At 45.4% G+C, this 13,971-nt stretch carries 10 protein-coding genes; 5 read left to right on the forward strand and 5 right to left on the reverse strand.

The genetic code is table 11. From position 1 onward, the window contains the following. The first annotated feature begins 249 nt into the window (after positions 1 to 249). The gene (locus ACXAD8_RS14435) at positions 250 to 1,797 is read left to right on the forward strand and encodes a response regulator (RefSeq protein WP_475229974.1); all 1,548 of its coding nucleotides are present in this window, start codon (positions 250 to 252) and stop codon (positions 1,795 to 1,797) included. 82 nt (positions 1,798 to 1,879) lie between these two features. Here ACXAD8_RS14435 and ACXAD8_RS14440 read toward each other — a convergent pair whose 3' ends face one another. Next, positions 1,880 to 3,523, reverse strand: coding sequence for a S8 family serine peptidase (locus tag ACXAD8_RS14440; protein WP_475229977.1), 1,644 nt, complete (start codon positions 3,521 to 3,523; stop codon positions 1,880 to 1,882). 892 nt (positions 3,524 to 4,415) lie between these two features. Here ACXAD8_RS14440 and ACXAD8_RS14445 point away from each other — a divergent pair. Continuing rightward, positions 4,416 to 6,329 (forward strand): helix-turn-helix domain-containing protein, encoded by a 1,914-nt coding sequence (locus ACXAD8_RS14445; protein WP_475229979.1) that lies wholly within the window; start codon positions 4,416 to 4,418, stop codon positions 6,327 to 6,329. Here the strand turns inward: ACXAD8_RS14445 and ubiB are convergent. The 3 genes from ubiB to ubiE are packed head-to-tail and all read right to left on the reverse strand — an operon-like array spanning position 6,326 to position 9,393. Continuing rightward, a complete protein-coding gene (gene ubiB / locus ACXAD8_RS14450) occupies positions 6,326 to 7,960 on the reverse strand; it encodes a ubiquinone biosynthesis regulatory protein kinase UbiB (protein ID WP_475229982.1) in 1,635 nt (544 codons plus the stop codon). The genes ACXAD8_RS14445 and ubiB overlap by 4 nt on opposite strands. After that, positions 7,961 to 8,608: a ubiquinone biosynthesis accessory factor UbiJ gene (locus tag ACXAD8_RS14455; RefSeq protein ID WP_475229984.1), complete on the reverse strand. Its 648-nt coding sequence runs from the start codon at positions 8,606 to 8,608 to the stop codon at positions 7,961 to 7,963. Beyond that, positions 8,608 to 9,393 carry a bifunctional demethylmenaquinone methyltransferase/2-methoxy-6-polyprenyl-1,4-benzoquinol methylase UbiE gene (gene ubiE, locus ACXAD8_RS14460; protein ID WP_475229987.1) on the reverse strand — a complete coding sequence of 262 codons (786 nt, stop codon included), beginning with the start codon at positions 9,391 to 9,393 and terminating at the stop codon, positions 8,608 to 8,610. Before ubiE ends, ACXAD8_RS14455 begins: the two co-directional genes overlap by 1 nt. A 168-nt stretch (positions 9,394 to 9,561) precedes the next feature. On the opposite strand from ubiE, the gene ACXAD8_RS14465 reads away from it, so the two are divergent. From ACXAD8_RS14465 to ACXAD8_RS14475, 3 genes are all read left to right on the forward strand, one after another. Further along, positions 9,562 to 10,677: a response regulator transcription factor gene (locus ACXAD8_RS14465; protein ID WP_475229991.1), complete on the forward strand. Its 1,116-nt coding sequence runs from the start codon at positions 9,562 to 9,564 to the stop codon at positions 10,675 to 10,677. Between the two features lie 122 nt (positions 10,678 to 10,799). Then, positions 10,800 to 11,480 carry a TorF family putative porin gene (locus ACXAD8_RS14470; protein ID WP_475229994.1) on the forward strand — a complete coding sequence of 227 codons (681 nt, stop codon included), beginning with the start codon at positions 10,800 to 10,802 and terminating at the stop codon, positions 11,478 to 11,480. Between the two features lie 32 nt (positions 11,481 to 11,512). Continuing rightward, positions 11,513 to 13,654, forward strand: coding sequence for a methyl-accepting chemotaxis protein (locus tag ACXAD8_RS14475; protein ID WP_475229996.1), 2,142 nt, complete (start codon positions 11,513 to 11,515; stop codon positions 13,652 to 13,654). 72 nt (positions 13,655 to 13,726) lie between these two features. Here ACXAD8_RS14475 and ACXAD8_RS14480 read toward each other — a convergent pair whose 3' ends face one another. Continuing rightward, on the reverse strand, positions 13,727 to 13,882 hold the full coding sequence (locus tag ACXAD8_RS14480; RefSeq protein ID WP_475229998.1) for a hypothetical protein: 156 nt from the start codon (positions 13,880 to 13,882) through the stop codon (positions 13,727 to 13,729). Positions 13,883 to 13,971 lie beyond the last annotated feature (89 nt).

A 13,971-nucleotide genomic window follows, 5' to 3' on the forward strand; every position in this document is an offset into this window, starting at 1 on the left:
TGGGCTCGGTTTAAATCAATATAAAATGATGATATTTGTCTGAGTGTTTGCACGATCCATCTCACAAAAATTTATCAAAGCAATAACTGGCTATCATTTTCTGACTACCGGCAAAGCATAAATAATAAGAGGGATTTACAATGCTAAACAATGCCAATAAATGCAAGGTTCAAAAAAACCTTGATTCAATTCGACTATAAGCCAATAGTATAAAAAACGTCTTATGTAGCAGGATAAAAGGAAACATCAATGCTCTCAAATAAACACCAAGGTAGTTTTTCTGCAAAATCTGTGTTGATAGTGGATCCAGCTGATAATATTCGTACAACCATAGCCTCCATGCTGAAACAATTGGGATTCATCAATATTCAACAAGCAGCCAGGCTAAGTCACGCGAATGAAATTCTCGAAAAAAACAAAGTAGATATCATCATTAGCGAACACCAACTTCCTGATGTCGATGGACTAAATCTATTGAGAAACGTTCGCAGTACAGACACTATGAAAAACTGTGCTTTTGTTATGATTTCTGCTTCGCTAGATCAATCAACAGTAGTCAATGCAGTTAAGTCCGGAGTTTCAGAGTTTATCGTTAAACCTTTTTCTCTAAAAACCTTTAGCGAGCGCTTACAACGCGCTATTGCTTTGCCCATTAAAAATCTAAATTCCGGTTCTAAAACGAATGATGCCTCTCCATCAGAACCTGTCAACCTGGAAGCCACCAGTATATTAGTGGTTGATGACGTACCAGAAAATATAAAGGTGATCACCGAAGTAATTCGTCAAGATTATAAGGTTAAGGCCGCAACCAGTGGCGAGAAGGCACTTAAAATCTGTCTTTCTGATAATCCACCGGATGTGGTTCTGTTAGATATTATGATGCCTGATATGGACGGTCTCACTTTGTGCAAAAAGCTAAAGTCGCATCCATCAACACAACATATTACCATCATTTTTATTTCAGCAATGGATCAAACAGAAGATGTTGTCAGGGGGTTGGAATTAGGGGCCGTGGATTATATTACCAAACCCATCAACCCTAATATTCTGGCCGCCAGAGTTAAAAACCATGTCAGAATAGCTGTTGCCACCAAAAACCTCAGAGAGCAAGTGGACCTGATGGTTGATTACACACAACTACGAGCAGATTTTGACCGGGCACTTCAAAAAGACATGAAAAGGCCATTCCAGGAGATTTCTGACAATCTCAGAAAATTAGATGTCTATTATGATGAACCCAAAAAAGTTAAAGAAACAACTTCCCAGTTGAGAGCGATATGTGCGACAGCCAATTCTTATTTGGATAACCTCAATGTCATTACCAGATTGGAGAAGAAAGAGCATCAACTAAGAGCCATGAACATCAATTTAGTGGAATTGATAAAACACTGCACAGACCACTTGGGTGAGTTATTGAGGTCTAAAAAGCAAAAATGGCAAGTGGATGATAACGCTCTGCTTATCATTCAAGCGGAAGATTCGATGGTACGAATGACTTTGATGAATATCATGAAAAATGCCATCGAAGCCTCTGAAGAAGGAGCAATCATAAAAATCAGTTTTCAAAATGGTAACAAAAGCATAGTTTGTTTAATTAATAACCCTTCTGTTGTTGACGCCCCAATGCAACAACGCTTCTTTGACAAATATGCCACTTGGAATAAACCGGGTGGTTCTGGCCTTGGAACTTATGTGTCGAAATTGCTTACAGAGGCGCAGGGGGGTACGATTCGTTTCAATAGTACGCCTGAAGATGGTACAACCGTTTTCATTGAATATCCCAAATCCCAAAGATAAAAACACCGGAGCAATCGCTCCGGTGTGCTTCAACTGATGACTTCCCAACACATAAAAGAAGTCATTCAGACCACAAACAGCCTTATTCGTAGCTGTAGTTCATCGTTACGCCACTGTAGGCGGAGTAACCTCTGATACCAATGTGCCAGGTACCAGCTGCAGGGTTGTTGAAAGTACAAGTCTCATTGTTACCGGCCGTGTAAGGACGGCAATCAAAGGTGCCTGTCGATGGCTGTGCACCAAAACGCATGTACAGGTCGGCATCACCGCTACCACCAGAGATACTAACTGTCATAGTCGTTACACCCTCAGGAATTTCCCAGGTATAACGATCCCATGCACGACGAGAACCGCTCAGGTTAGACAATGAGCCATTGACCGGATCGACGTCACCGCCGCCACCACCGCCACCACCAGAGCCGTCACCGTCACAGCCATAAGTGTTCAGATAGTTATAAGCATCCTCTGATTGAACAATACCGTAACCGTAGTAGTTATCTCTGCCAGAAGAACCTTTGTCTTTTGAAGTGGCCTGCAGTGCTGAACGAATTTGATCGTCACTACACTGTGGGAAGAAACTCCATACCAAAGCAGCGACACCCACTACATGTGGTGTTGCCATTGAAGTACCGCTTAATGTGGCATAGGAATTAGTTGGGTAAGTTGAATATACTGAAGAGCCTGGGCCCGCCAGTTCAACCTGACTGTTGTACTGAGAGTAGCTAGCATGGCTTTCGCTGGAAGTTACAGCAGCAACAGAAATAACCGCATCATAAGACGCTGGATAAGAGAAAGAGCTGTTACCATCGTTACCTGCCGCAGCAACTAACATGATGCCCTGATCGTTGAAGCCCTGCATCGCATTGGATTCAGAAGTAGAGGAGCTACCGCCACCCAAGCTCATGTTGACTACGTTGGCACCAGCGTCGGCGCACTGTTGAATACCGGCGATCAGATCAGAAGCAAAGGTCCAGTTACCAGAATCATTAAAGATCTTAACAGCGTGAATATCCACACCAGGGTATACACCAACCACACCCTGAGTATTAGACAGTGCTGCGATGGTACCGGCTACGTGAGTACCGTGACCATTGCCATCATTGTACCAGTTACCCACACTACCATTGTTGGCATTACCAGAAGCACCACTGTTTTGGTCTGGCAGATCCGGGTGGCCCAGGTTGTAACCTGTGTCGATTACGCAAACTTTGCGAGCGCTCAGGTTGTTCTGGAACAGCTGATCAGCCTGCACCATAGGAATACCGTATGGCGTAGTTTCGGCCATCAGATAACGACGAGGATCCACTTCTGCCGTAGCAACACTGTGATGGTTGGCCACAGTATTAAAGGTTTCCTTGTCCATATTTACAACCATCATTTTATGACCTTTGATGGCTTTAATCGGCGTTGCACCCAGACCCCGTAAGAAGTCGGTTGCCAGACGCGAATCTAAGTTACCTTCACGGTCAAACAGAGAAACACCGTGGCCGCTTTTGATAGACTCAGCATCACCCATGACGGCATCATCTTTAAAAACCACCATGTAGCGCTGTTGAATTTCAGATAAATCAGGTGCGCCCTGAAGCACCTTGGCACTTTTTGCTGCGGTACTTTTCATCGGACCTTTTGCTGCAGAATCCAGATCCTGAGCAAGGGTAGCACTCGCGATAAGCGAGAGCGAGGAGATACCTAACCCTAGCAATATTTTATTTAATCTAAGAGACATCTTTTATTGTTCCTGTCATTGATAATAATTGGATTTATTTTTCCGCAAACTCCAAATGACATTACTGATACTGCGTAACGACACCAGGACTTAGCTCGTCGCAGTTCTGTTTCCCGGACACCTCTCTATTGCTATGCACTTTTACAGCGATTCGCCGGAGGCTAAATTTTAAGAAACAAAAAAGCGAGTACATTTCTTACCTCACAAATCCAGCATTTGAATGACAATAAACACCCCTTGAATCTGGTATGACCACATTTAATAGCACCAACAACTCAATATAACCTTTTGATTATTAACATTTTATGGGATGTCACTAAGGGGCAGAACAGAAAATATACAGAAAACCGGCCTTTGCAAGCATTGAGTCAACATTGTAAAGAAAACATTCCAAAAACGTCAGAATTTGTAACTTGAAATATGCCGCGGATTATTGTCTTATCTTCCAGAGGTTATATTTTTTACCTTTTAGTAACGGTGCAGGTTTTAGCACCGATAGAAACTGGAAGGAGCCTTTATACCCAAATCACCTCAAGATGCTAGCTTTCAGCGTGAGATAAAAAAACGTTTAGACAAGTAAAAATGACGTAGGCATGGTTGCTCTCACGTCAAGTCATTTTAATGCAGTATAAACGTTTTTTAGCCACGCCCTTCGGGAGCTACACAGCACTTCCATTACTGTGTTGCATGTGTTTGAAAGGTAGCCGACATTCCTTCTCACATGCGCCTTGTACTGAAAGCGCTGTGATAGCTCTGAAACAGTATCTTGAGGTGATTTGGGTATAGACACACTCAGATAAAAATAACAAAAAGAGCAGACACAATGATCCTGGTAGTAATAAATAATGCGTACGCATTGAATAACCTCTTCGAATCAGGCAGCAGACAATAAATGTTTAGCCTGTTTTTAAGCATCTACTTCAACCTACATCTGGCCTTGTTTTCATCAGAGCATGGTAAGTTCAACGCGCTTTTGAACCACGGCAATGACATCTTCGGAAAGGCAACGAGCAGGGAATACCAGAACATCTTTCCCAACCCGCTATTGCCTGCGACGTTGACCTTAGCGGAGCTACCACAATCTACAGACGAAATCGCTGCTGCGCCCATAAGCGCGGAGGTGGACCGCCAACAACATCTAATGTTGCTTTTTTCGCTGCTGGCGATTCTCAGTCTCACTTGCTTGTTGTTAGTGTTTTTTCTGGTGAAAGCCAGACTGAAATTGCGTATCGAGAAATTTCGACTAATGCGTTATCACGCCAAACAAGACAGACAACAAAAGGATATTGCCGAGCAAGAGGTATTGCTGGAGAAGTTAAGAGCCAGTAATCAACAGCTGCAGGAAACCCGCAATGCATTTCTGCTTGCCCTTTCAGATGACCTGAGCAATCCCATTGCTGTAATCAAAAACAACTATCTTGATTGGTTTCAGCAAGCCAGGTTCGATCAGGACGTACTGGAAAAAGCATTGGCGACGGAGTCCAGTATCGCTAAAGTAGAACAGCTGATTCAGCACGCCCAGGTTGTCACACAGTACGCTAAAAAAACGGCCAATTCCGGGCAGCTACCGGAAGAGCAATGCTGCAACCTCAATCGGACCCTGGCCATTTTGTTGCAAAATTTTCCACTCGCAGAACACGGCCTGAATATTCATTTTAAGGCCCCGGAAGACACAGATTACATTATCCCTATTGAAGAGCAGGCCCTGCTGATATACATCTCCTTCTATTTGCATCTGCTGGTAAAACACGTTCCGTGCAATTTCAGCTTGCAGGTGTTATTACAAATCGAGGAAAACAAACTTTCACTGCTTATTTGCAGTGATACTACGCCGGGCGATATTAGCCCCGCACCACAGCCAGAAAAAGAATCGGGCTATTTTTTGATAGAGAGTTTGGGTAAACAATTAGATGTTGCCACTTTCCTGTTCGACAAGAGGTTCCCGGGCCAACTGCTGAAAATTTGTTTTCCTTCGTTTATTGCGCAATCGGGTGAGAGTTGGGCACATGAAGATACCTGTCCGCCACAGATATTTTTCGAGGCTTATCAGGAGCCTGTATTGAATAAATCTGGACCCAATAGCGACAGCCCCAAATGCCTGGTCTTGGATCCCTGTCCAGAAATGCAAATGTGTTTAACGCAGATTTTAAGTCAGCACTTTAACTGTAAAGGGGTGTTTAATTTGCAGGCTGGCTTGAGCAAAATAACTGAGTGGCAACCCGACATTATTATCATGGAGCCGATTCAGGGGCGGGACAATGGTTTCGACCTGTTGCAGAAACTTTTCAGCGTGCCAAATAATCCCACACCGCCGGTGATTATCATAAGCTCACGGGATTCAACCGCGCACAGGTTAAAAGCGCTGGATCTCGATATCCATTTATTCTTTGGCAAGCCCTTTAACAAAGAGCTGTTATTCGAAAGTGCCAGAAAACTACACAGCAATTATGCCAGGCGGCAACAAACTCAGGAAATTAAAGAAAACGTGCCATTCCAGCAATCTCGGGACGCTATTTTCCTGGCCCAACTGAATCGTTTGATAGAAACCCAAATCAACAATGCCGAATTTCGCTTTGAAGACTATTTCGAGCAATTTGCTCTGTCTAAACGCCAGTTTTTTCGACGGGTAAATAACCTGACGCGCTGCACTCCGAAGCAGTACCTGATCCAAAAACGACTGGAACTGGCCCGGCACTTATTAGGACGAGGCTGTTTATTGCAGGAAGTGACACGTCGCTGCGGTTTCAAAAACTCTCAGTCACTACTGAAAATGTACCATGCCCATTTTGGCGAGGAGCCAGTTTAGAGTTTATAGAGCTTAAACAAGGTTTTAAGCCAGCAGCTCAGACCTAATACAGCGAATAGTACACTGCTCCACAACGGTAGCGCGTAGCTTGGTAGTTGTGCAGCCAGCAATATAAAAGTGCCACCAAGAATGGCATAGACCACACTCTTGGTATTTTCTCTGTGTTGTAAGATTTGTTGTTCGTGCCAGAGTTGCTGCTTCTGAGGCAGGCGTTTTGCCTGTTGCAGTGTGTCAAACACTAATTCCGGCATTTCAGGCAGCTTTTCACTCCAGTAAGGCAAGTTAGTCTTAACCTTCCCGAACATGGCCGACCACCCCATCTGCTGCTTCATCCAGTTTTCCAGAAAGGGTTTAGCGGTTTGCCACAGATCTAATTGTGGGTATAGCTGCCGACCTAGTCCTTCCACATAAAGTAAAGTTTTCTGCAATAACACCAGCTGTGGCTGCACCACCATGTCAAAGCGACGGGCGGTACTGAACAGCTGGAGCAATACCTGTCCAAAAGAAATTTCCGCCAGAGGCTTATGGAAAATAGGCTCACAAACAGAACGAATGGCCATTTCAAAGTCATCAATACTCGTGGTGGCAGGTACCCAACCAGAATCGACGTGCAGCTCCGCGACTTTGCGGTAATCAGAATTAAAAAAAGCTACAAAGTTTTCCGCCAGGTAACGTTTGTCTTCCCGATTCAACGTACCGACAATACCAAAATCAATGGCTATATATTGCGGCGAGGTGGGATTTTCACGGGAAACAAAAATATTGCCGGGGTGCATATCGGCATGGAAAAAGCTATCGCGAAACACCTGGGTAAAGAAAATATTGACGCCCCGTTCAGCCAATAACTTGAGATCGGTATTGTTGTCTTTTAGCTGCTGTACATTGGCCACCGGAATGCCGGATATCCGCTCCATCACCAATACATTAGAGCGGCAATAGTCCAGATAGATCCTTGGCACGTAAAGCTCGATGGACTGCTCAAAGTTATGGCGCAGGCGATTGCCATTGGCGGCTTCGCGGGAGAGATCCAGCTCATCAATTATGGTTTTTCGATATTCTTCAACCACTTCAACCGGGCGCAGACGCCTGCCATCCGGCAAGGCTCGTTGCGCCACTTTCGCCAATACCCGCATCAGTTCTATGTCAGCTTCGATGGTCTTTTTAATATCAGGTCGGGTTACTTTAATGATGACCTGCTGACCATCGGTTTTTAAGCGAGCGGCATGCACCTGAGCGATGGAGGCAGAAGCCAGCGGAGTTATATCAAAATCAGCAAAAAGTTCGTCGATAGAGCCTAGTTTTAAGGACTTTTCGATGATTTGTTGGGCCGTAGCACCATCAAAAGGCGTCACCTTATCCTGCAACAACGCCAGCTCATCCGCCAGCTCCTGATCTAACAGATCCCGTCGCGTGGACAACATCTGTCCAAACTTAATAAACACCGGACCCAGGGACTCAAGGGCCAGACGAACTCTTTCCCCTTCGCTTTTGTTAGGATATTGGTTTTGCACCCAAAACAAAGACATTCTTACTATAGAAAAGTACCAGGGCCGAAACTGCTGGGGGATCAGTTTATCCAGACCGTGTTTTAGTAGCACACTTAAAATGGTGTATATTCGAAATATTCGCACTTAACTGCCCTGTTCCTTTCGTTGCAACCGCTCCAGTCGACGCTCTAACTGCTGAGCGCGCTGATGTAGTTCACTCACCTGGCTACTAAACTCATCCACCAATGGGGCCGGTGCAACAAGTTGCTTCTCTTCTAACACCGCGTCTTTGATAGTGGCATCAATTCGTTGCTTAACAGCCTGCAAACCTTTGCTGACACGTCCGGCAAATTGAAAGACTTCATGGGCCAGAATATCACCGGTATGACGAGCCAGTTGTTCTTCCCAGTCGATATCCAAGGCTTTGATCAAATTGCTGAATTGTTGTGCCACCTGAATATCACCTTCCAGTACCAGTTTGTCTTGTTTTATAAACTGGGTGATGTTGCTGATGTTTTGCAGCTCAGGGAGTGTGAATAAACTGGTGGCCATAAAACAATCAGAGTCCGCGGCAACAGATGAAGTGGAGCTATCGCTAGACGACCGTTCCGCCACCAGTACATCCACCGACTCTGAGAATACAAACAAAAAGTCTGCCGGCAGTTCGGTCAGGGACAAGGTTAATCGCTTACCTTTTAATCTGGCAATACGCGGCACACTGTCTTCATCCAAAGACAATAACTTGTTAATGCCTTTTTCCAGTAATGCTGACAGAAGTTGCGGAGCAGGCATCAGAATTTGAACCCGCGATGCAAGGCGACAATGCCCCCCGTTAAATTGTGATAAGTCACTTGCTCGAAGCCAACATTTTGCATCATGCCCTTTAAGGTTTCCTGATCCGGATGCATTCTGATGGATTCCGCAAGATACTGATAACTTTGCGCGTCATTCGCCACCAGCTGTCCCATTTTGGGCAGGATATTAAAGGAGTACCAGTCATAAAGCTTGCCAAACTGCTCGTTTTCCGGCTTAGAGAACTCCAACACTAACAAACGCCCACCGGGCTTTAGAACTCTGAAGATGGAGGCCAGGGCGGCGTCTTTATCTGTGACGTTGCGCAAACCAAAAGCAATGGTCACAATATCAAAATAATTATCCGGGAATGGTAAACACTCAGCATTGGCCTGTACTGTTTCAACGTTTCCGACAATGCCCATATCGCGCAATTTGTCTCTACCCACTTTGAGCATAGAACCATTGATATCCGCCAATACCACCTTACCGGATTCGCCAACCAAACGGGAAAATTTGGCCGTTAAATCGCCGGTACCACCCGCCAGATCCAGGACTTTTTGCCCACTGCGCACACCGCTGCAATCGATAGTGAATCGTTTCCACAAACGGTGAATACCCATGGACATGAAATCATTCATCATGTCGTATTTTGCGGCAACAGAATGAAACACATCAGCCACCAGGTTCACCTTCTCGTTTTTCCCTACCTGTTTATAACCAAAGTGGGTGGTTTCCTGAGTGGTTTGATGATTGTCGTCTGAGCGTTCTGAGTGTTGAGTCACTTGCTTCCCTTAAATTTTTTGCTGCATTATCGGCTTAAGCCCATTTTACCAGAGATTAGCAAAAATAAACCTATTCCTTTAAGGCGCGTTACCGACTATTGTCTAATGGCAAATTACCAGATTTGGTCCACAATAATGGTTTTAAAAATAGCCAAACAAGGAGCAGTTATGTCTGAGCCCAGAATTTGTATTGTCGAACCGGACGAAATAGAGCGGGACCTGTTGCAAGGCATGCTGGAAGATGACTACCCTATGGAGATCTTTACCAGCGGCGAAGACATGCTACAAACCCTGAAGCCTGAACAACCTACTCTGGTCATTTTAGAAACTCTTTTAACCGGTGTCACTGGGTACCAGATTTGCCAAACGATTAAAACGGATTTTGCTCATTGTCGCACTTACATTATTTTCCTTTCTGCGAAGACCTCCGTGGAAGAGCGCATCAGAGGAATGGAAGCAGGAGCAGACGATTACATCAACAAACCCTACGATGTTGTAGAAGTGTCGCGAAAAGTGCGCTCGGCAATGGATATACTCAGCTCGGCACTCGACCTGCAAAAGCAACTGGATTACGCCAGTCATACGGCTTTTCAGGCCATGTCTGCCCAAAGTGAAATGGGCGTGGTGATGCGCGGCGTTCAGGCAGTCATTGAAGCATCAGACAGTACAGAGTTACTTCAGGCGATGTTCTCCTGTTTGGCTGAGTTTTCGTTAAAGTCCACTATTTATTATGAATTGCAGGGAAATGCTGAGTTTGTTGCCTCTGCCGGGCGAACCAGTACTTCTATAGAACAGGAAATTATTGCCGTTGTGCGCCAATCTGAACGCATCTGGACACGTGGACCTCGTTGTATATTTACCTTTGGCAATACGTCTTTATTAGTGCTGAATATGCCAGAGGATGAAGAGAAAACCGGACGCTTGCGGGATAACCTCTGTTTTTTGATGGAGACCTTTGAAGTCAAAGTCGATGCCTTAGATAAAACCCAGGCTCTGGTTATTGCCGAACACTGGCAACAATCCGTGAAGAAAATCACCGGGCTTCTAAATAAGGCCTCTGACGATTTACAACACAGTGTCGATGGTAGTGCCAGCACTATCCGCCTTATGATGAGTGATCTGAATATGCTATTACCCAGTTTGGGACTAGAAGAGGATCAGGAAGAGCGCATCCATCACATTATTGATAGCGCTTTTGACGAATTTGATCTGTCCCTGCAAAAAACCGAACAAACCAGCCAGGTCTTCAATGAAGTCATGGCAGAGCTCACAAAAATGCAATAAAAATCACCTTTATTTTAGCGCAAATTAGCAGTGCGAAAATAGCCATAAAAAACTGTTCGAAAAAGAGGCAAAAAATTAAAGATTGCTATACTTAGAGCAAATAACAACCAATCAGGTGCCCTATGAAAGGCCGTTTGCTCACACTTTGTATACTGCTCATGTCGGTTCAGAGTTTCGCCGCTGAGCGCTCTGCCACCATAACATTGGCTTCGGACTACTTGTTCAACGGTATTACCCAAACAGACGAAAAGCCAGCGCTACAAGGCAGTCTGGACTTTGCCTTAGATTCTGGGTTGTACATTGGTGCCTGGGCGTCAAATGTCGATTTTGGCGATGATACTAATCTGGAAGTTGATGCCTACCTCGGTTATTACAACGAACTGCAAAACGGCGTCTGGTATGACATTTCACTATTGTATTACACCTACCACGGTGGGGATGATAGCGATGACGCCAACTATATAGAAATCGCCGCCGCTATTGGTAAGGACAACCTGGAGCTGAAGTTTTGGTATGCCCCGGATTATGCCGGTACAGGTGCCGGCCACATGATAACCGCTCTCTCATACAGTTACCCCATCTCAGAGCAAACCACGCTCGTTGCCGCGGTTGATCGCTCGCAAAGTTTAGATAGTGATGAATTTGTCTGGGAAGATGGTGATGACAACTATATTCACTGGCGAATTGGCTCTGAGTTTAGCTTTGATGCGTTTGACGTCAGCCTGACCTTAGAAGGGACAGATCTGGACACTTATGGCGATACGCGCCTGCTGGCCACTATCAGTAAAACCGTTAGTTTCTAAAGGGTAGTTCATCCCGTAAAGATGAGGTTCTTATGATTTCAAAAGGTCAAAGTCTCGCAGTTAAACTGGTTGGCGTGGTTGGCGCGCTACTGATCGCCCTGTCTGCAATATTAATGGTGGTCAGCTATTTTTCTCTGACCGCCACTGAAAGCAAAATTGTGGAACAGGTGAACGATGAACTCACCCAGCAAATAGAAAGTACGGTGGCAGCAAAGGCTTCGCAACAAGCAGCGGAAATCGCCATGGCAATAGAGAAAGCCTATGCCTTTCCACGCATCCTGGCAGAACAAATTTCTCAAAGTATTGAATCTGAAGACAACGAACTTAAATTTACCCGAAAGCAATTGCAAAATATGACCGCTGCCTTACTAAAAGTCAGCCCTACCTCGTCAATTTATGCCCAGTTTGAAAAAGATCAGTTTGATGGCAACAGTGAACAATATTTATCGGGGTATGAGCACTCTGTTGCCGGACATGGCAGTTTCGAAGTTTACTTTGTGCGCAATCGGGATAATTCCATCACTCAGGAAGTTATCGAGGATGCCCAGGAAAAATTCGACACCACCCTGGATGAATTTGGGTTCAGGGCCGCAGAGTGGTTCCTGTGTGCCAAAGACACTCGCAAGCCCTGTATAATTAGCCCCTATAACTATGAAATCCGCCCAGGCTACGAAGAGCTGATGACCAGTTTGACCTACCCTGTGGTGGCGAATGGCCGTTTTCGCGGCGTAGTGGGGGTCGATTTAAATCTGCCCATATTGCAGCAATCAGCTGAAGCCCTTAAACAGTCTCTTTATCAGGGGAATTCCGCGGTTTATGTTATCAGCCAACATGAAATAGTCGCTGCGGCAACAGAAGCACCAGATAAACTGGCGCGAAAATTCAATGAATTATTCAAAAACCAAAACACCAGTCAGAAAATACTGGCCCTGAGTAGCCAGGGTGGTTCCGTCATTATTGACAACATGATGTATGTTGTCCGGGAGATTCCACTCACCACACCTGGTACTAACTGGAAAATGATTATAGGGGTAGATGTAGCAACAGCGCTCAGCCCGGCGCGGCGTGTTAGCGACACTATCGCCAATAATATCAATGCCTTAATGGCTTCACTGATCACTGTCGCCATAGTCCTCACCATTGTCGCCCTGGCCATGGTTCACCTGTTCACCCGCAGTATTGTCAGCCCGGTCAAGTTGATTGCCGACAAAATGACGGAGTTGGCAGGCCAGGGGGGTGACCTGACTCAGGATATTTCGGTTAAGTCACATGCCGAGCTTACCCAGCTATCGGAGGCTTTTAATCTGTTCAGAGAAAAGGTTAGAGAACTACTGGACCAGGCCAAAAATGTCTGTGAGCAAGTGCTTGAAGGCATTAAAACCACCCGTGCACAGGCCCAGCAAACCAATACCCAAATTCAGGTACAGCTAAGCGAAGTGGACAGTGTCGTTACTGCCATCACAGAAATGTCGGAAGCAGCTAAAGAAGTCGCTCGCACCGCGGCAGATGCAGCTACTAACGCAGATAAAGCCAATGACAATGTCAAGCAAACCGAAGAACAGGTTTCCCTGTCCACGCAAAGTGCCAGCAAACTTTCTAAAGAAATGGCCAGCGCTTCGGAAGCGGTAAAAGCAGTATCCACCCGCAGCCTGGATATCAAGAAAATATTAGACGTAATTGGCGCCATAGCTGATCAAACCAATTTGTTGGCACTTAACGCCGCTATAGAGGCGGCTCGTGCCGGAGAACACGGTCGAGGTTTCAGCGTGGTAGCTGATGAAGTACGAGCTCTGGCATCCAAAACCGCCGACTCTGTCAGTGAAATAGCGGGAGTCATTGACGCCTTACAAGGCGAAGTCAACTCCACCGTAAATATTATAGAAACAGGCAACGAGCAAGCTGTTCAGGCTTCGAGCCGCTCTCAGGAAGCCTTCTCCCGCATGAGAGACACGGCCGAACAGATTTCAGAAATCAGCGAACGCATGATGCAGATGGCCACCGCAGCAGAAGAACAAAGCGTGGTCAGCGAAGAACTGAATCGCAACATGGTTATCATTGGCGACGCCACCCGAGAAGTATCCGCATTATCCCAGGCATCGGAACAAAGCTCACAGGCCATAGATGAAGCTATTCAGCAACTCTATCGGTTATTGAGTAAACTTAAGACGCATTAATTGAGGGCATGACAGAATTTTAGTTTCGAATCAGGGAGTTATGGCGATTTTTAAACCACCAGGACTCTGCAACTAGATTGCGGTACTTGCAAAAAACAGAAACGAAACAAATAAAAGCCCAATCCAACCAATGATAAATGCCAGATCTTCGCCCAAAGAAAAAAGGGAAGACATGCCCTGCAGCAGTTCACTGGCAGGTTTGGAATAAACGATTAAAGCGATGCTCATTCCAGGCTCCAAATAGTAAAACAAAAAACTATCCAGATAGACTGCTAAGCTCTCAGGCTTTAGCAAATGGTAGGAAAGAAATAAAAATA

The organism is Planctobacterium sp. AWH2_060 (assembly GCF_056158425.1).